Source organism: Paracidovorax wautersii (assembly GCF_900113035.1).
GTDB lineage: Bacteria > Pseudomonadota > Gammaproteobacteria > Burkholderiales > Burkholderiaceae_C > Paracidovorax > Paracidovorax wautersii.
This window is the reverse complement of the sequence record NZ_FONX01000018.1, coordinates 34,087-51,821: the sequence shown is the minus strand read 5'-3', so window position 1 is coordinate 51,821 and position 17,735 is coordinate 34,087. Positions and strand designations below refer to the sequence as shown.

The 17,735-nt window shown below is 69.0% G+C and carries 12 protein-coding genes, 2 tRNA genes and 1 riboswitch; of the genes, 6 read left to right on the top strand and 8 right to left on the bottom strand.

Features of this window, described 5'->3' with window-relative positions:
- Window positions 1-149 precede the first annotated feature (149 nt).
- The gene (locus BM070_RS20605) at window positions 150-557 is read left to right on the top strand and encodes a polyhydroxyalkanoate granule-associated phasin (protein WP_092941432.1); all 408 of its coding nucleotides are present in this window, start codon (window positions 150-152) and stop codon (window positions 555-557) included.
- Window positions 558-668: 111 nt separating this feature from the next.
- On the opposite strand, the gene hemH is transcribed toward BM070_RS20605, so the two are convergent.
- Window positions 669-1,706: a ferrochelatase gene (gene hemH / locus BM070_RS20600; protein ID WP_092941430.1), complete on the bottom strand. Its 1,038-nt coding sequence runs from the start codon at window positions 1,704-1,706 to the stop codon at window positions 669-671.
- A gap of 49 nt (window positions 1,707-1,755) precedes the next feature.
- Between hemH and BM070_RS20595 the strand changes: the two genes are divergently transcribed.
- Complete coding sequence (locus tag BM070_RS20595) at window positions 1,756-2,460, top strand: HAD family hydrolase (protein ID WP_092941428.1); 705 nt, start codon at window positions 1,756-1,758, stop codon at window positions 2,458-2,460.
- Window positions 2,461-2,545: 85 nt separating this feature from the next.
- Here BM070_RS20595 and BM070_RS20590 read toward each other — a convergent pair whose 3' ends face one another.
- The gene (locus BM070_RS20590) at window positions 2,546-3,355 is read right to left on the bottom strand and encodes an alpha/beta fold hydrolase (RefSeq protein WP_092941426.1); all 810 of its coding nucleotides are present in this window, start codon (window positions 3,353-3,355) and stop codon (window positions 2,546-2,548) included.
- A 4-nt stretch (window positions 3,356-3,359) separates the two neighbouring features.
- Complete coding sequence (locus BM070_RS20585) at window positions 3,360-4,670, bottom strand: O-acetylhomoserine aminocarboxypropyltransferase (RefSeq protein ID WP_092941424.1); 1,311 nt, start codon at window positions 4,668-4,670, stop codon at window positions 3,360-3,362.
- A gap of 110 nt (window positions 4,671-4,780) precedes the next feature.
- On the opposite strand from BM070_RS20585, the gene BM070_RS20580 reads away from it, so the two are divergent.
- Together BM070_RS20580 and aroC are read left to right on the top strand one after the other, a co-directional pair.
- Window positions 4,781-5,233, top strand: coding sequence for a CBS domain-containing protein (locus BM070_RS20580; RefSeq protein WP_092941422.1), 453 nt, complete (start codon window positions 4,781-4,783; stop codon window positions 5,231-5,233).
- A 228-nt stretch (window positions 5,234-5,461) separates the two neighbouring features.
- Window positions 5,462-6,559, top strand: coding sequence for a chorismate synthase (aroC, locus tag BM070_RS20575; RefSeq protein ID WP_092941420.1), 1,098 nt, complete (start codon window positions 5,462-5,464; stop codon window positions 6,557-6,559).
- Window positions 6,560-6,733: 174 nt separating this feature from the next.
- Here aroC and nrdR read toward each other — a convergent pair whose 3' ends face one another.
- The 3 genes from nrdR to BM070_RS20560 all read right to left on the bottom strand — a co-directional run bounded on the left by nrdR (window position 6,734) and on the right by BM070_RS20560 (window position 9,632).
- Window positions 6,734-7,183: a transcriptional regulator NrdR gene (nrdR, locus tag BM070_RS20570; protein WP_092941418.1), complete on the bottom strand. Its 450-nt coding sequence runs from the start codon at window positions 7,181-7,183 to the stop codon at window positions 6,734-6,736.
- Between the two features lie 61 nt (window positions 7,184-7,244).
- Window positions 7,245-8,489: a serine hydroxymethyltransferase gene (gene glyA / locus BM070_RS20565; protein ID WP_092941417.1), complete on the bottom strand. Its 1,245-nt coding sequence runs from the start codon at window positions 8,487-8,489 to the stop codon at window positions 7,245-7,247.
- Window positions 8,490-8,525: 36 nt separating this feature from the next.
- Window positions 8,526-8,678, bottom strand: a riboswitch (ZMP/ZTP riboswitch).
- Between the two features lie 75 nt (window positions 8,679-8,753).
- Complete coding sequence (locus BM070_RS20560) at window positions 8,754-9,632, bottom strand: lytic transglycosylase domain-containing protein (RefSeq protein ID WP_092941415.1); 879 nt, start codon at window positions 9,630-9,632, stop codon at window positions 8,754-8,756.
- Between the two features lie 732 nt (window positions 9,633-10,364).
- Between BM070_RS20560 and BM070_RS20555 the strand changes: the two genes are divergently transcribed.
- The gene (locus BM070_RS20555) at window positions 10,365-14,126 is read left to right on the top strand and encodes a DUF748 domain-containing protein (protein ID WP_245785319.1); all 3,762 of its coding nucleotides are present in this window, start codon (window positions 10,365-10,367) and stop codon (window positions 14,124-14,126) included.
- Between the two features lie 309 nt (window positions 14,127-14,435).
- Window positions 14,436-17,144: a DUF349 domain-containing protein gene (locus BM070_RS20550; protein ID WP_092941411.1), complete on the top strand. Its 2,709-nt coding sequence runs from the start codon at window positions 14,436-14,438 to the stop codon at window positions 17,142-17,144.
- A gap of 215 nt (window positions 17,145-17,359) precedes the next feature.
- Here BM070_RS20550 and BM070_RS20545 read toward each other — a convergent pair.
- Window positions 17,360-17,444 (bottom strand) — tRNA-Leu (locus tag BM070_RS20545).
- Window positions 17,445-17,649: 205 nt separating this feature from the next.
- Window positions 17,650-17,734: transfer RNA gene (locus BM070_RS20540), tRNA-Leu, on the bottom strand.
- Window position 17,735 lies beyond the last annotated feature (1 nt).

Genomic DNA, 17,735 nt, shown 5'->3' with positions numbered 1-17,735 from the left:
AGATATGAATGAGAATTATTGCCAATCAATAATCAAGAAAGAGGCCCCAGACTACGTGCGCAGCGCGCCTGGCGGCGCACCATGGGAGGGAGTCTTCTCATCCTTCCTTTTGTCTGAATGCCGCCCCGCAGCGGGGCCAGGAGTGCACCATGTCCCCCAAGAATCAACAGCAAGCCGCCGACCTGTGGCGCCAGGGTGCCGAGCTGTCCGTCGCCGCCCCGCAGGTGATCGCCCACCGCCTCACCCGCATGGCGGCTGCCGGTGCGCAGCCCTCGGTGCGCGATCAGCGCGAGTTCACGCGCATGGTGTCGGAGAAGCAGACCGCCTTCGCGGAGGCCTGGATGGCCATGGTCACGCAGTCCATGCTGTCGGGGCCTGCGCTGGGCATGGCGATGATGCGGGCCTGGTTCACGCCCTGGGGCAGCAAGGGCGGTTTGGCGGGCCAGCGGGCGCTGGCCTCGCAATGGCAGTCCGCCGCCATGGGGGTGATGGGCAAGGGGCTGGCGCCGGTGCGCGCCAAGGCCGTGGCGAATGCGCGGCGCCTGAACCGGCTCTGAGCGAGCCGGCGCGGCTGGGCCGCGAGCCGCGCTGCTGCCCGGCGCGGCCCTCCCGTGCGCAGGGTGAGGGCTATGGGTGCGCCCGCTGCTGCCGGAACGTGCCGGCCGCGATCAGCGCGTTTCCCAGCCCCCCATGTGCTGTTGCGCGATCTGGCTGAGCGCCGTGATCCACGGCGCGCCGTCGTTCATGCAGGGGATGTAGCGGAACTCCTGCCCGCCGGCGTGCAGGAAGGCCTCGCGCGCTTCCATGCTGATTTCTTCCAGCGTCTCCAGGCAGTCGCCCGTGAAGCCCGGGCACATCACATCGACGCGGCGCGTGCCGGCCTGCGCCATGGCGACGAGCGTGGGCTCGGTGTAGGGCTCCAGCCACTTCGCGGGGCCGAAGCGCGACTGGAAGGTCAGGCGCCACTGGTCGGGCTGCAGGTTCAGCGCCTGGGCCAGCAGGCGGGCGGTGGCCTGGCATTCGGCCTGGTAGGGATCGCCCAGGCGCACGTTGCGCTCGGGGATACCGTGAAAGCTCATCACCAGCTGCTCGGCCGGGCCGCCTTCGCGGGCCCAGTGGGCGCGCACGCTCTGCGCCAGCGCGTCGATGTAGGCCGGATGGTCGTGGTAGCTGTTGACGAAGCGCAGCTCGGGAAAGCGCCGCTGGCGCCGCGCCCAGTCGGTCACGTCGTCCACCACGCTGGCCGTGGTGGTGGCCGAATACTGCGGGTAGAGCGGCAGCACCAGCACCCGGTCCACGCCTTCGTCCTGCAGGGCCTGCAGCTGCGATGCGATGGAGGGCTTGCCGTAGCGCATGGCGTGGCGCACCACGACGCGCTGGCCCGCTTCGCCCAGCCAGCCGCGCAGCAGCGTGGCCTGGCGCTGCGTCCACACCGCCAGGGGCGAGCCGTCGGGCGTCCAGATGCTGGCGTACTTGGCGGCCGACTTGGCCGGCCGCACGCGCAGGATGATGCCGTGCAGGATGGGCAGCCAGGCGATGCGCGGGATCTCCACCACGCGCGGATCACCCAGGAACTGCGCTAGATAGCGGCGCAGCGCGGGCGCGGTGGGCTCGTCGGGCGTGCCCAGGTTGCACAGCAGCACGGCGGTGCGGGCGGGGGATGCGTTGGAGGTGCGGTCTGCGTGGGCTGCGGGGGCTGAGGTCATGGATGTGTGGAGAGGTGGCACCTGAACGGTTGCGCTATTCTCGGCCACCATGCTCGACACCGCCCGCATCCGCGCAATCACCCTGGATCTTGACGACACTCTCTGGCCCGTCTGGCCCGCCATCGGGCGGGCCGAAGTGGTGCTGCGCGAATGGCTGCAGCCGCGCGCGCCGGCCACGGCCGCGCTGCTGGCCGACGCGCAGGCGGCGGCGGCCATCCGCTCCGGCGTGCTGCAGGCCCACCCGGAATGGTCGCACGACCTGAGCGCGCTGCGGCGCGAGAGCATCCGCACCGCGCTGCAGCGCTGCGGCGAGGACGAAGCCCTGGCGGACGGCGCCTTCGAGGTGTTCTTCGCCCAGCGCCAGCGCGTGGATCTCTACGACGACGCCATCGCCTCGCTGGACTTCCTCGCGGCGCGCTATCCGCTGCTGGCTGTCAGCAACGGCAACGCGCATCTGGACGTGATCGGCCTGGACCATTACTTCCGCGGCAGCCTCAAGGCACGCGAATTCGGCATCGCCAAACCCGATGCGCGCATCTTCCACGCCGCCGCGCAGTGGCTGGAAGTGGAGCCCGCCGCCGTGCTGCACGTGGGCGACGATGCGCTGCTGGACGCGCACGGCGCGCTGCAGGCCGGCATGCAGGCCGTGTGGATCAACCGTCAGGCCGAGCCCTGGCCGCACGCCGGCCCCCAGCCGGCCACGGTGGCCGACCTGACGGGGTTGTGCCAGCTGCTGGGCGCGCCGCAGGGCTGAGGGCCGGCTCCTCTCCTCTGGGTTTTGCTATTGAAAATATAGCTATATACCCAGGTGGATCAAGCGCTGCAGGCCTTTTGGCTGCCTAAACACCTAGAAAACCGCGCAGCGCGGCCAGCGTTGCTTCGGGCGCTTCCGTCATCTGGCTGTGGCCAGCAGGCAGCATCTCCACCACCACAGGAAGCCCACGCGCCTGCGCTGCGGCGATCAGCCCCTGTGCGGCGCGCGGCGGCGTCATCTGGTCCGAGCGGCCCAGCGCGAACAGCACCGGGCAGGCGAGGGCGGCGATGGCCGCCTCCGCGCCCGCATAGCGGTCGCAGGCCACGAAGCCCCGGTGGAACACGTTGACCTGCGGATTGCTGCGCAGCACGCGCCGGCCCAGCGCCATGCCGGCGCCGAAGGTCCAGAAGCCGCCCCCCGAGGGCGATGCCAGGCCGCTGCGCGAGAACACGTTGACCATGCGCAGCGCCTTTTCGGGCTCGTGGAGCGCGGCCTCGATCAGCGCGGGAGAGACCTTCATCGGATAGGCCGTGCCGACCAGCGCCAGGTGCGTGGCGGCCGTGCCCAGCCGCGCCGCGGCCTCCAGCGCGATCAGCGAGCCCCAGCTGTGGCCGACGAGCGCGGCGCGCTCCACGCCCAGCGCGCGCAGCAGGGCGAGGATGCCATCGGCCGCCTGTTCCACGCTCTCGGGCGCGTCGCCGCCGCTGCGGCCGTGGCCGGGCAGATCGACGGCCAGCACGTTCCAGCCGTGGTGGGCCAGGTGCCGGCTCTGGAAGCCCCAGACGCTGTGGTCGTTGAGCACGCCGTGGATCAGCACGGCCGTGGGCCGTGCCGCATCGAAGGGTTTGCCGCCGGTGTAGCAGTAGAGGGGGGAACCGTTGACGGTGACTTGCATGGCGTCAGGCCCCGGCTTTCTCGGCCACCTTCAGCGCCCGCTTCAGGTCGTCGATGAGGTCGTCGGCATCTTCGAGCCCGATGGACAGGCGGATCGTGCCTTGCGAGATGCCGGCCTGCGCCAGCGCCTCGTCGCCCATGCGAAAGTGCGTGGTGCTGGCCGGGTGGATCACCAGACTGCGGCAGTCGCCCACGTTGGCCAGGTGGCTGAAGACCTTCAGCGACTCGATGAAGGCCTTGCCCTGGGCGCGGCTGCCCTTGAGGTCGAAGCTGAACACCGAGCCCGCGCCGCGCGGCAGCAGCCGCAGCGCCAGCGCATGGCTGGGGTGGGATTCCAGCATCGGGTGGCCCACGCGGGCCACGAAGGGCTGGGCGGCCAGGAATTCGACCACCCGCTGCGTGTTGCGCATGTGACGCTCCATGCGCAGCGGCAGCGTCTCAATGCCCTGCAGGATCAGCCATGCGGTATGCGGGCTCATGCAGGCGCCGAAGTCGCGCAGGCCTTCGCGCCGCGCGCGCAGCAGGAAGACGCCGACGGTGGATTCCTCGCTGAACACCATGCCGTGAAAGCCCTCGTAGGGCGCCGTCAGCTCCGCGAAGCGGCCGGCCGTGCGCGGGCCCTCCCAGTCGAAGCTGCCGCCATCGACGACCACGCCGCCGATCACCGTGCCGTGGCCGGAGAGGAACTTGGTGGCCGAGTGATAGACCAGGTCCGCGCCATGCTCGAAGGGCTTGATGAGCCATGGCGAGGTGAGGGTGGAGTCCACCAGCAGCGGCACGCCGGCCTCGTGCGCGATGGCGCTCACGGTCGGGATGTCCAGCACGTCGAGCCCGGGGTTGCCCACGGTCTCGCCGAAGAAGAGCCTGGTGTTGGGCCGCACGGCGGCGCGCCAGCCGTCGATGTCGCCGGGCCGCACGAAGGTGGTCTCGATACCGAAGCGCGCCAGCGTGTAGTGCAGCAGGTTCTGCGAGCCGCCATAGAGCGCCGTGCTGGCCACGATGTGGCTGCCCGCGCCCATCAGCGTGCAGATCGCCAGATGCAGCGCGGCCTGGCCGCTGGCCACGGCGATGGCGCCCACGCCGCCTTCGAGCGCCGCCACGCGCTGCTCCAGCACCGCGTTGGTCGGGTTGCTGATGCGGCTGTAGACGTGGCCCGGCCGCTCCAGGTTGAAGAGCGACGCGGCATGGTCGCTCGACTCGAACACGAACGAGGTGCTGAGATGGATGGGCACCGCGCGCGCGCCGGTGGCGGGGTCGGGCACGGCGCCCGCGTGCAGCGCGAGCGTGTCGAAGCCGGGGTCTGAGTAACCGGGCATGGTGTTCGTGTCTCCTTCTGTACTTCTGTGTCTGGCTTCGGTTTATTGTGGGCTATATTCTTTCGCTACCCATCCGCCATCTGCGCGGGCCTGCATCCCTGGAGACACCCATGAAAGTCAGCGACATCCTCCGCGTCAAAGGCAACACCCTCTACACCGTCACGGCGGACGAGCCGCTGGCCGCGGCGGCGCAGGTGATGTCCGAGAAGGACATCGGCTCGCTGGTCGTCATGGATCATGGCGACCTGGTCGGCATGCTCACCTTCCGCGAGGTGATCCAGGCCATCGTCAAGAACGGCGGCAACCTGGGCACGACGCTGGTGCGCTCGGCCATGGACGATGCGCCGCTCACCTGCACGCTGGAAACCGACATGGACGAAGTCCGCCGCATGATGCTGGGCCGCCATGCGCGCTACATGCCGGTGATGGACCGCCGCATGCTCATGGGCGTGATCAGCTTCTACGACGTGGCCAAGGCCGTGGTGGACAGCCAGAACTTCGAGAACCAGATGCTCAAGGCCTATATCCGCGACTGGCCTGAAGAGAAGCAGGCAACCCCCTGAGCCGCTGCGCGGCTTCCCCCTTCTCTCGCGCCTTACGCGGGAAGGGGGCGACGCTGGTGGCCCGGCAAAGCCGGCTCCACGGCGTCTGCTGGCCTGGCCTGCTCCGCGGCCTTTCGACGATCGGGGCCGAGGTGGCGTAGCGGCAGCGCCCAGTGAGCGGGCTCTGGCGTTCGTACAGGCGGCCTTGATGGCCCGGAGAGCGGCATGGCTCTGGGATAATCGCCGCCCATGAGCGGCAACACACTCGGCACCCTATTCGCAGTCACCAACTTCGGTGAATCCCACGGCCCGGCCATCGGCTGCGTGATCGACGGGTGCCCGCCCGGCATGGCGCTCACTGAGGCCGACATCCAGCTCGACCTGGACCGCCGCCGCCCCGGCACCAGCCGCCACGTCACCCAGCGCGCCGAACCCGATGCGGTGGAGATCCTCTCGGGCGTCTATGAAGGCCGCACCACGGGAACGCCCATCGCCCTGCTGATCCGCAACACCGACCAGCGCAGCAAGGACTACTCGAGCATCGCCCAGAGCTTCCGCCCGGGCCATGCCGACTACACCTACTGGCACAAGTACGGCCTGCGCGATCCGCGCGGCGGCGGACGGTCCTCGGCCCGGCTCACCGCGCCCACCGTGGCGGCCGGCGCCGTCGCCAAGAAATGGCTGGCCGAAAAGTACGGCACGCGCTTTCGCGCCTGCATGACGCAGATCGGCGAGGTGGAGATCCCGTTCGAGAGCTGGGACCACGTGCCGAACAACCCCTTCTTCGCCCCGGTGGCCGATGTCTCGGCGCTGGAGAACTACATGGATGCGCTGCGCAAGGCCGGCGACTCCTGCGGCGCCCGCATCCGCGTGCAGGCCACGGGCGTGCCGGTGGGCCTGGGCGAGCCGCTCTACGACAAGCTCGATGCCGACATCGCCCATGCGCTCATGGGCCTGAACGCCGTCAAGGCCGTGGAGATCGGCGCCGGCTTCGCCAGCGTGGTCCAGCGCGGCACCACGCACGGCGATTCGCTCACGCCCAATGGCTTTGCCGGCAACAACGCGGGCGGCATCCTGGGCGGCATCAGCAGCGGGCAAGACATCGAGGCCTCCATCGCCATCAAGCCCACCAGCTCCATCATCAGCCCGCGCGAATCCATCGACATCCACGGCCAGAGCACCGAAGTCATCACCAAGGGCCGCCACGACCCCTGCGTGGGCATCCGCGCCGCGCCCATCGCCGAGGCGCTGCTGGCCCTGGTGCTCATGGACCACGCGCTGCGCCACCGCGCCCAGTGCGGCGATGTGGTGCAGGAAGTGCCGCCGATCAAGGCATCGCTGCTCTGACGGCCTGGCGCGCGCAGGCAGGCGGAGCCGCCCGGCATGGCGCCGGCCGGCCTGCTTGCGTGGAGTCAGGTGGGAAGCTTGTTGGGCCAATATGCCCGTAGCGCTCGCAGATCAAGCGCTCTTGGCTATTAATTTAATAGCAAATCGGCCCTGGGACAGGGCAGGCCGCAGAGGCTACTTGCGCACCTCATCGACCAGCGCGCGGAACTCGTCGATGTCCTCGAAGCTGCGATAGACGCTGGCGAAGCGGATGTAGGCCACCTTGTCGAGCTTTTTCAACTCGCGCATCACCAGCTCGCCGATGCGGCTGGAGAAGATCTCGCGCTGGCCCAGGTTCAGCAGCTTTTCCTCGATGCGCTCGATCGCGCTGTCGATCTGCGTCGTGCTCACCGGGCGCTTGCGCAGCGCCAGCGTGAAGGAGCCGATCAGCTTGCTGCGGTCGTAGTCCACCCGGCGCCCGTCCTTCTTCACCACGGTCGGAAAGTTGACTTCCGGCTTCTCGTAGGTGGTGAAGCGCTTTTCGCAGGCGCCGCACTGGCGCCTGCGCCGCACGAACTCGCCGTCCTCGGCCACGCGGGTTTCGACCACCTGGGTTTCAGGGTGGCTGCAGAAAGGGCACTTCATCGCGCTGCGCTGCCGGCGGGTTGGTGCCGGCAGCGGTGGTGCGGAGCAGGGTGGCCGCGCTTCAACGGTAAACCGGGAAGCGGCTGGTCAGCGCATGCACCTTGGCGCGCACGGCGGCCAGGTTGGCTTCGTCGTGCGGGTTCTCCAGCACGTCGGCCACCAGGTTGGCGGTCAGGCGCGTTTCCTCTTCCTTGAAGCCGCGGGTGGTGATGGCGGGCGTGCCCACGCGGATGCCGCTGGTCACCATCGGCTTTTCCGGGTCGTTCGGAATGGAGTTCTTGTTGATCGTGATGTGGGCCAGGCCCAGGGCCGCTTCGGCCACCTTGCCGGTGATGCCCTTGGAGCGCAGGTCCACCAGCATGACGTGGCTTTCGGTGCGGCCGCTGATGATGCGCAGGCCGCGCTCGATCAGCGTCTCGGCGAAGACCTTGGCGTTCTTCACGACTTGCTGCTGGTAGGCCTTGAACTCGGGCGTCAGCGCTTCCTTGAAGGCCACGGCCTTGGCGGCGATGACGTGTTCCAGCGGGCCGCCTTGCAGGCCGGGGAAGATGGCGGAGTTGATCGCCTTCTCGTGCTCGGCCTTCATCAGGATGATGCCGCCGCGCGGGCCGCGCAGGCTCTTGTGCGTGGTGGAGGTGACCACGTCGGCGAAGGGCACCGGGTTCGGGTATTCGCCCGCGACCACCAGGCCGGCGTAGTGGGCGATGTCCACCCAGAAGATCGCGCCGACTTCCTTGGCGATCTTGGCGAAGCGTTCGAAGTCGATGCGCAGGGCGTAGGCCGATGCGCCGGCGATGATCAGCTTGGGCTTGGATTCGCGGGCCTTGGCTTCCAGCGCGTCGTAGTCGATCTCTTCCTTCTCGTTCAGGCCGTAGGAGACGATGTTGAACCACTTGCCGCTCATGTTGAGGGGCATGCCGTGCGTCAGGTGGCCGCCTTCGGCCAGGCTCATGCCGAGGATGGTGTCGCCGGGCTTGAGGAAGGCCAGCAGCACGGCCTGGTTGGCCTGCGAGCCGGAGTTGGGCTGCACGTTGGCGGCATCGGCGCCGAAGAGCTTCTTCACGCGGTCGATGGCGAGCTGCTCGATCACGTCCACGTTCTCGCAGCCACCGTAGTAGCGCTTGCCCGGGTAGCCTTCGGCGTACTTGTTGGTGAGCTGGGAGCCCTGCGCTGCCATCACGGCGGGCGAGGCGTAGTTTTCGCTGGCGATCAGCTCGATGTGCTCTTCCTGGCGGACGTTCTCGGCCTGGATGGCGGCCCACACTTCGGGATCGGCTTGTTCGACAAGAATATTGCGTTGGTACATGGCGTGGCAGTCCTATGAACTTGTGTCCCTTGAAACAAGGGCTGCCCAGGCGAACGGCGGAACGCAGGAAAGCAAATTCACTGCGGCACGCTTCCCAGTGGTTCACAGGAGAGTGCCTCCTGCCGGATTCCACGTCAGCGGCAGTGCCTGCAAAGGTCACCGCGCCTATCGCCAGTCGCGTACCCCGCTAGTGTAACTGGAGTGGGGTGCCGGGGTGATCCCCGGGGCATCGCGCAGCAGCGGGGCTGCGCCGGGCACGCCGGCTCAGCTGGCGGCGTTGGACAGCAGCGCGACCTTGTCGGTGACGCTCTCGCCGTTGAGCTTCGTCGCAGCGGCGGCGGCAGCGCCCACGGCGGGCGCGGGGGAGGTGGTCGCCTTGGTGGACAGGATCGGGGACGCAGCAGGCTGCACCGGGATCACCGGCACCGAGCGGCCGTTGGCTACCTGGCGCAGGCGCAAATGCTCGGCCAGCACCTTGGCCGCGTAGCCGCCGTCATCGGGCAGATTGGCTGCGCCCACGTAGTAGCGCAGGCCGCCTTCGATCGAACCGGCGCGCGTGATGCATTCCTGCAGCACCTTCACTCCGACCCGCATGTTCGCCACCGGATCGAAGGCCGCGAAGTGGCCGCCGAAGTTGTCGTACTTGTCCGTGTGGATGCGGGTCATCACCTGCATCAGGCCCTGCGCGCCGACGGAGCTCTGCGCGAAGGGGTTGAAGCTCGATTCCACGGCCATGATGGAGAGGATCAGCGTCGGGTCGAGCTTGGAGCGCGCACCGATCTCGTAGGCCTCGGACACCAGCACCGCCAGCGGCTCGGGCGCCACGCGGTACTTCTTGCTGAGCCAGTAGGCCACGGCGGCCTGCTCCTTGGGCAGGTCCTTGGGGTTGCTGGCCGTGGCGCGCTCGCTGGCGGCCGGCTCGATCGGGGCGCCGAGCATGGCGACCTGGCGCGCCTGCAGCCAGCCCCGGAGTTGTTCTTCTCCCGCTTCCCGCAGATCGGGACGGGCGGTGAGCGTGATGGCCGCGAAGGCCACGGTCAGCCCGAGGAGGGCGAAACCGCTGTGGGTGATTTCAAGAAAGCCGTCGGCGACATCGGATGCGAACGTTCGCACACCGGCCACCAATGTTCCTGACGCTGTCATTAGCTTTTCCTTTCTGAGTCGAGAGACCTATGAAGCGCGCTTCGCGGGGAAGCAGCGCCTGCCAGGCTTCTCGCCTGGATTGGTTCGCCATCAAATTCGTGCCGGGCGCAAGTGGCGCACAGGGGCAGCGAACTGACTTAGCCGGATTCGGCAGCGGGACATGAGGGTTGGGACCCTGCCCATTTTTTGGGCTGGCGGATTCTATGGGGGCCCTAAATGCTAGGTCAATACTAACAAATCCATTCTTTAGACTAAAAAAGTCTAAAAAGACTGGTTGAAAATACAGTTTCGAGGGTCGAGGCATGGGCGGAAAACGGCGCGGAGCCCCGCCTCCGGCGCGATGCAGAAGGCCCCGCGAACGGCTTGCATCGCCTGTGACTTCTTGATGAAAAAAACCGCTTGCGGGCGCAGCGGCGGATGGATTAATCTGGCGGTGCCTGAACGCTTCAGGCGCCGCCAAGCGAAGCCCAGCGGCCTTTTCGAGCGGCATGCAGTGCCACGTCGAGGTCCGCGAAACTCCGCAAGGCCCACCCTGGAGGCAATACCTTGCCTCCCGCGAAGCCGACCTTCCTCTCGGTGACGCAAACCGATGGCAAACGACCGTTGTGTCCGCCGTCAAGCCCGGTGCCGGAACCTTCCGCCACCGGGCTTTCTTTTTTGCGTTCGCTTACATGCCGCGGCGTGCAATTTCTGGTGGAATGCCCGGCTTCTTCTGCGACTTCCCTCGTTCCCGTGCCTTCATTCCTCCGTTCCGGCCGCGTGCGCCGCGCCACTTTGCTCGTCCTCTGCATGGCGGTGCTGCTGGGTCTGCTGTGCCTGGCTGCGGCCTGGGTCGTGCCGTGGGCGGTCAAGGCGCAACTGGAGCAGCGGGGCTCCGCGGCGCTGGGCCGATCAGTCACCGTGGAGCGGGTGGATTTCCGCCCCTGGTCGCTGGAACTCAGCCTGCACGACCTGGCGATCGCCTCGGCCACGGGCACCGCTCCCCAGGCGGAGATCAAGCGTATCTATATAGATGCAGCGTGGCGTTCCCTGGGGCGCTGGGCGCCCGTGGTGGATGCCCTGGAAATCGACGCGCCCGTGATGCGCGTGACCCGCACGGCCGATGGCCGCTCCGACATCGACGATCTGATCCGGCGGGTGCTGCCCGATGCCGCACCCGCCGAGCCTGCGTCACCCCGCGAGCCCGCCCGTTTCGCGCTCTATAACATCAGCGTGCGCGATGGCGCGATTGAATGGACGGACGAGGTCGCCGGCCGTGTGCAGTCGGTGCAGGCGCTGGAAATCGCGGTGCCGTTTCTGAGCACGCTGGCCGTCCACCGCGACATCCTGGTCAAGCCGCGGCTGGCCTTTCTATTGAATGGCAGCGCTTTCGAGACCACGGCCGAGGCCACGCCCTTCGCCGCCCCGCATCGCGCTGCCGTGCGGCTGCAGGTTCGGCAGCTGGATCTGGCGCCGTTCGCCGCCCACGCGCAGGGCGGCTTGCCGCTGCGGCTGCAGTCCGGGCGGCTCGATGCCGATCTGCGCCTGGCTTTCGAGCAGGCGGAGCAGCCTTCCGCCACGCTGACGGGTGAGGTCACCATCCACGAAGGCCAGATGCTCGACGGCCAGGCCCGCGAAGTGATCGGCTTCGATGCGCTGCGCTTGCGTTTGCAGGACGTGCAGCCGCTGCAGCGCAAGGTGTTGCTGGAATCCATCGAGTCGGAGGGTCTGCGAGCGGAGCTGCGCCGGGCCGCAGATGGAAGGCTGGAATGGCCGAGCCCGTCGCGACCTGCCCCGTCTTCTCCGTCTCCGGCCCAGGATGGCGCCGCCTGGACGGTGGCGGTCCAGCGTGTCGCCGTGGCGAACGGCCGCATCGGCTGGACGGACCGCAGCGTGGATGGGCCCCGGTGGGAGGCCCGCCATGTGCAGCTGCAGGCTTCCGACCTGAACTGGCCCCTGCAGCGACCGGTGCGATTCCGGGCCAGCGCCGATCTGCCCGGCAAGGAGGCCCGACTGGCGCTGGCCGGCGAAGCCCGCAGCGGCGCCGCGCAGGCCGCGGTCTCCGTGGCGGGGCTGCCGCTGGAGTCGGCCGCACCCTATCTGCGTTCCTATTTGCGGCCCCGGTTGAGCGGCACCGTCGATGCCGACCTGGGGCTGGCATGGAAGGGGCCTGCCATGGTGGCCCGTGTGGCACGGCTGGCCGTCAATGGGTTGACACTGGATTGCGGCACTGGCGCATCCGTCGCCGCCGCTGCGCCTTGTGCTTCGGGCGCCACGGCGGGAGGCAGTTCTTCCGCCCCAGGCCGGCAGGTGAAGGTCCGCAGGCTGGAGGCCACCGATGCCTGGGTCCGCTGGCCACAGCGCACGGCCTCGGTCGGGTCGCTGAAAGTGACGGAGCCACGGGCTGCGGTGTCGCGCGATGCGCAGGGCCGCTGGATGTTCGAGGCATGGCGTCAGCCGGCCGCTTCCACGGGTTCCGCGGCGCCGGGCGGCGATGCGCTTCAGGCGCCGGCCGCGGCCCCCTGGCAGCTGCGCATCGACGATGCGGCCGTGGAGGGCGGGGCGCTGGCCTTCCGTGACGAGGCCGCAGCCGGCGGGCCGGTGTCGGTGCAGCTGTCGTCGCTGCAGATGCGTGTGCGTGGGCTTTCACCACTGCCTGCGCCGGGTGCGGATGCCGCCGCGCCGTCGCCCCTCAGCCTCGCGGCACGCGTGGGCTCTGGGCGTTTCGAGCCCGGCCGGCTGAACTATGACGGCACGCTGCGCCTGCGTCCCCTGGAACTGCAGGGCAAGCTGCAGGCCAGCCACCTGCCTCTGCAGGCGCTGGAGCCCTATGCCGCCGATCGCCTCAACGTGCGCATCGCGCGGGCCGAGGGCAGCTTTGCCGGCGACGTGCGCCATGCGCAGGGCACGGCGGGCGTATCGGCCACGGCCTTGCAGGGCGATCTGTCGATCGACGAAGTGCGCGTGCTGGAGCGGGGCGCGGCATCTTGCGCCGGCCCGCGCGACGCCTCGCCGGACGGCGAGGAGCCCTGCGGCTCTGCCAGTGCCGATGACCTGCTGCGCTGGAAAGCCCTGGGTCTGCGCGGCCTGCGCCTGGAGACCGCCGCTGGCAAGCCCTGGTCGCTGCAGGTGCGTGAGACCGCGCTGAGCGATTTCTTCGCCCGTGTCGTTCTGCAGGAGAACGGCCGCCTCAATCTGCAGGACCTGCTCAAGCCCATCCCCGTCTCGGCGAATGGCGGGAGCGCCCGCCAGGACGTGCCGAAGGAGCCGCCCGCCGATGCTGCCGCGGCTGCCCCCCGCATCCGGTTCGGGCCCATCACGTTGGCCGGTGGCAGCGTGGCCTTCTCCGATCGCTTCGTGAAGCCGAACTACTCCACCGACCTGAGCGAGCTGGCCGGCCGGCTGGGCGCCTTCGCATCGGCCAGCGCCTCGGCGCCGGGCGAGGCGCCGCAGATGGCCGATCTGGAGCTGCGCGGCAAGGCCGAGGGCACGGCTTCCGTCGAGATCAGCGGCCAGCTCAATCCGCTGGCCCAGCCGCTCGCCCTCGACATCCAGGGGCGCATGCGCGATCTGGAGCTGCCGCCGCTGTCGCCCTACAGCGTGAAGTACGCCGGCCATGCCATCGAGCGCGGCAAGCTGGCCGTGGACGTGAACTATCGCGTGCAGCCCGATGGGCAGCTCACGGCCAGCAACCGCGTCGTGCTGCGGCAGCTGGCCTTCGGCGATGCGGTGGAGGGCGCACCGGCCAGCCTGCCCGTGCGCCTGGCGGCGGCCCTGCTGGCGGACCGCGACGGCGTGATCGATGTCGATCTGCCGATCAGCGGCTCGCTCAACGACCCGGAATTCCGCCTCGGCTCCGTCATCTGGCGCGTGCTGGGCAACATGGTGCTCAAGGCGGTGACCTCGCCGTTCTCTTTGCTGGCAGGGGCCTTCGGCGGCAGCGAGGAGCTCGACCGGATCGAATTCGCGCCCGGCAGCGCGGCGCTGGATGCGGCCTCCCGCGAGCGCCTGGACAAGATCGCCCGCGCGCTCGCCGACCGGCCCGCGCTCACCCTGACCGTGGTGGGCGAGGCCGCGCCGGAGGCCGACCGCGAAGGCTGGAAGCGCCAGCGCCTGCACGACATGGTGCTGGCCGAAAAGCGCCGGGCAGTCGCGCGCGCGGGGCTGGGCGCAGAGGCGGCTGCGGCGGCGGGGGCTCCGGTAGCGATCAGCCCGGATGAATACAACGGCCTGCTCAAAGAGGTCTATCGCCGTGCCGACATGCCCAAGCCCCGCAACCTCATCGGCCTGGCCAAGGATCTGCCGGCCGGGGACATGGAGCGCCTGCTGCTCGCCCACATCGCTGTGCCCGCCGACGCGATGCGCGCGCTGGCGGTGGCGCGAGGCGCTGCGGCACGCGACTATCTGGCCCAGCACGCCGTGCCGCTGGATCGCCTCTTCGTGGGTGCGCCCCGTGCCGATGCCGGCGGCGATGCCTGGACGCCCCGGGCCAGCATGACGCTGCAGGCCCGGTGAGGCGGGCTCATCGACCGCAGGATGGGCCTGTGGCACACATGCTTTCAAGGCCGGCGCGGGATGTTGATAGAGTGGCGCTTGCACTGCGCCGCCCAGGCCCCAATTGCTCCTTCAGCCGCGCTCGGAAGGTCCTCGGGACCGCGTCAGCGGGGCTCTTGAATCGTGCGGGCCGGGTGGGTGATGACGGTCCGGCCTCTGCTTCCTCCAAAACCGGGCGAAAATAGCGGTTTCGATGCGCCGGGCGCGCCCGATCTTGCGACCGGCCATCCGCGCTGGCTTCCCGCCGGCCTTTCTTTCCTTACTGGATCCATGTTTCCTTTTTCCCCCCGCAGCAAAATGTCCTCCGACGCACCTGAAGTGAATCCGGCCCCGGCCAAGGCCTCCGAGCCGCATCCTCTCGACGCGCTGACGGGTGGCGCATTCTCTGCCCCCACCTCGGGCGAGCGCGCCTCGCGCATCCGCGACTGGCTGGCGACCCAGCCCGAGCAAGAGGCCCTGCAAGAGGTGTTCAAGGAACTCAGCGCCCGCGACAAGGGTGCGGCCCGCGCCGTGCGCGAGCGGCTCGACGAGATCCGCCGTGCCAAGGGCCAGGAAGCCATCGCCGCCGAATGGGCCGAAAAGGCCCAGGCGCTGCTGTCGGCCTCCAAGCTCAACATCGCCGACGCCATGGCCTGGCAGCGCGACGCCGCCAAGGCCGGCGCGCCGCTGTCGCGCGAACCGCTCTCGGCCCTGAAGGTGCAGCTGGCCGACCGCATCAAGACCATCGAAGACCTGCAGCACCGCGTGCAGGTGCAGCGCGAGGCCGCCGTGCTGCTGGCCCAGCGCATCGAAGTGCTCTCCACCAAGCCCTGGCGCGATGCGCAGGCCGCGCTCGAAGTGCTGCGCACCGACGTTGGCCGCTGGCAGGAACAGGCCGAAGCGCTGACCGGCGATGCCGCCTGGGCCAGCGTGGAAGCGCGCTTCCCTCCTTTGCTCGATGCTTCCCGCGCCCAGCTGCTGCTGGTGTGGGACGCCTTCCAGCCCGCCGTGGCCCAGGCCGCCGCTGCCGCCGAAGACGCCAATGCCCCGCTGCCGCCCGTGCCCGTCTGGGCCGATGAGCTGCGCGTGGCGCGCGGCCTGCCCGCCGAGGCGGCCACCGTCGCGGCCAAGACCGAAGCCCGCCCCGTGGCCAAGCCCAAGGTCGATCCGCAGGTGCGCGACAAGGCCGTGCAGGCCGTGACCGAAGCCCTGGGCAAGCTCGAGCAGGAAACCGCCGAAGGCCACGGCAAGGCCAGCGCCGGCGCCGCTGCCGCGCTGCGCGCCGTGCTCAAGGTGCAGGGCCGCCACATCGACAACGCGCTGGAGCAGCGCGTGCACGGCGCCCTGGTGGCGGCCGGCGAACTCGAAGGCTGGCAGCGCTGGAGCGCCGACCAGATCCGCGAGGACCTGGTGGCCCGCGCCGAAGCCCTGCTCAAGCGCCCCGATGGCCAGGCCCTGGGCGGCCGCAAGATGCAGGAAACCCTGCGCCAGCTGCGCGACCAGTGGAAGCAGGCCGACCAAGGCGGCCCGGCCAACCATGCGCTCTGGAAGAAGTTCGACGAAGCCTGCAACGCCGCGCACAAGGTCGTGGAAGCCTGGCTGGACAAGGTGCGCTCCGACGCCGCAGAGCACAAGGCCCAGCGCCTGGCCCTGATCGAAGAGCTCAAGACCTGGACGCAGGACCAGCTGCCCGCCCTCGCATCCGACCTGAAGGCCGTGAACCGTGCGCTGCACCAGTTCAGCGACCGCTGGCGCGATGGCGGCCATGTCGGCGAAAAGATGTTCGCCGAGCTGCAGCCGCAGTGGAAGCAGGCTTTCTCCGCCGCATCCGCGCCGCTGGAAACCGCCAAGAAGGACAGCCTCGCACGCCGCCACGCGATGATCGAGGAAGCCAACGCCCTGGGCGCTGCGCCCATGTTGCGCGTGGATGCCGTCAAGGCCCTGCAGCAGCGCTGGCAGGCCGAGGCGCAGTCCGTGCCGCTGGACCGCAAGCAGGAACAGAAGCTCTGGGATGCGTTCCGCAAGCCCATCGACGAGGCCTTCAACCGCAAGTCCGCCGAGCGCGAACGCGCCGCTGGTGAGATGAGCGCCCGCGACCGCGCCGTGCTGGATGCCTCCAAGGCCCTGGAAGCCGCCAACGCCAGCGGCGATGCCCAGCGCATCCGCGGCGCCATGGCCGATCTGGAAAACGCCCTGCGCAGCCAGGCCCTGGGCAATGCCGCCGATGCCGAAGCCGCCAAGCAGGAAAAAGCCGCCGCAGCGCCCGCAGAATCTGCGCAGGATGCTACTGAAAGCGTAGCGGGCGAGGAGGGCGCCGAGCCCGCCGCCCCGGCGCCCAAGCCGGCACCTCGCCCGGTGGTGGCCGTGCGCGGCGACGACCGCCCCGGCGTGCGCAAGGACGTGGCCCCTGCGGCTGCCGGCCGTGGTGCCCGCCCCGATGGCCGTGGCAAGGACGGTGCCCGTGGCCCGCGCGACGCTGCAGGCCGCCCCGGCCGTTTCGGCGACCGCAACGACCGTGTCGGCGCACCGGAGGCCCGTGGACCGCGCCTGGGCGATGCCGCCTTCCGCGCGCAGCGCGAAGCCATGGAGCATGCCCAGAGCGCCCTGCGCAAGCTGGCGGCCCAGGCCCACGGCGAAGCCCTGACGCAGATGCTGTCGGCCTGGAGCCAGCGCGACCCGGCCCTGCTGCCGAGCGTGCAGGAACTGGGCGGCCAGGTGAACGCATCGACCCGCACGGCCTGGGCGCAGGCCCTGTCGGCTCCGGCCGATGGCGATGCGGCCCAGTCGCTGCTGCGCCTGGAGATCGCGGCCGAAGTGCCCACGCCGGCCGAGCAGATCGCCGAACGCCGTGCGCTGCAGCTGCAGCTGCTCACGCGCCGCAACGATCCGTCCCCGGTGCAGACCTGGGGCCAGGACGCCGCGCGCGTGCTGGCGAGCCCGAGCGACGATGCCAAGGCACGCCGCCTGCAGAACGCCCTGAAGGCGCTGCTGCGCAAGTAAGGCGAGTCAGTCGATAAGGTGTTGGAAGCCGGTTCTGGCCGGCTTGCACGGCACGCCAGAAAAAAGGCGCGCAGGGGAGGCATCCCTTGCGCGCCTTTTTTCATGGGGTCGCCGGCTGGCCATGCCGGCATTCGGGGGGGGCGTTGGCTGCGCCACATGCTTTGCGATCGGCCATAAAAAAAGCCGCTGTGTTACCACAGCGGCTTTTCATGTTTTGGTGCCCAGGAGAGGACTCGAACCTCCACGATGTTACTCGCTAGTACCTGAAACTAGTGCGTCTACCAATTCCGCCACCTGGGCATTTCAGGAAAGATCAAATTATATGCCGAATTTTTTGCGTCCCGAACGAAACTTGGAAAAATTTCGATCCGAAGTTGCAACTCCTCGGCAGTGGCATGAACCGGCCTTTGCAGGCCATCCCATGCGGTGATCTCTCATAAAAAAAGCCGCTTGGTGAGAAGCGGCTTTTTTAATTTCGAAAACCCTGACGGGTTGTCGTTAAACTTGGTGCCCAGGAGAGGACTCGAACCTCCACGATGTTACTCGCTAGTACCTGAAACTAGTGCGTCTACCAATTCCGCCACCTGGGCT

Excerpts from the sequence above, each read along its gene's own strand:
- BM070_RS20605 (WP_092941432.1), top strand. The coding sequence starts at position 150 with ATGTCCCCCAAGAATCAACAGCAAGCCGCCGACCTGTGGCGCCAGGGT.
- hemH (WP_092941430.1), bottom strand. The coding sequence starts at position 1,706 with ATGACCTCAGCCCCCGCAGCCCACGCAGACCGCACCTCCAACGCATCC.
- BM070_RS20595 (WP_092941428.1), top strand. The coding sequence starts at position 1,756 with ATGCTCGACACCGCCCGCATCCGCGCAATCACCCTGGATCTTGACGAC.
- BM070_RS20590 (WP_092941426.1), bottom strand. The coding sequence starts at position 3,355 with ATGCAAGTCACCGTCAACGGTTCCCCCCTCTACTGCTACACCGGCGGC.
- BM070_RS20585 (WP_092941424.1), bottom strand. The coding sequence starts at position 4,670 with ATGCCCGGTTACTCAGACCCCGGCTTCGACACGCTCGCGCTGCACGCG.
- BM070_RS20580 (WP_092941422.1), top strand. The coding sequence starts at position 4,781 with ATGAAAGTCAGCGACATCCTCCGCGTCAAAGGCAACACCCTCTACACC.
- aroC (WP_092941420.1), top strand. The coding sequence starts at position 5,462 with ATGAGCGGCAACACACTCGGCACCCTATTCGCAGTCACCAACTTCGGT.
- nrdR (WP_092941418.1), bottom strand. The coding sequence starts at position 7,183 with ATGAAGTGCCCTTTCTGCAGCCACCCTGAAACCCAGGTGGTCGAAACC.
- glyA (WP_092941417.1), bottom strand. The coding sequence starts at position 8,489 with ATGTACCAACGCAATATTCTTGTCGAACAAGCCGATCCCGAAGTGTGG.
- BM070_RS20560 (WP_092941415.1), bottom strand. The coding sequence starts at position 9,632 with ATGACAGCGTCAGGAACATTGGTGGCCGGTGTGCGAACGTTCGCATCC.
- BM070_RS20550 (WP_092941411.1), top strand. The coding sequence starts at position 14,436 with ATGTTTCCTTTTTCCCCCCGCAGCAAAATGTCCTCCGACGCACCTGAA.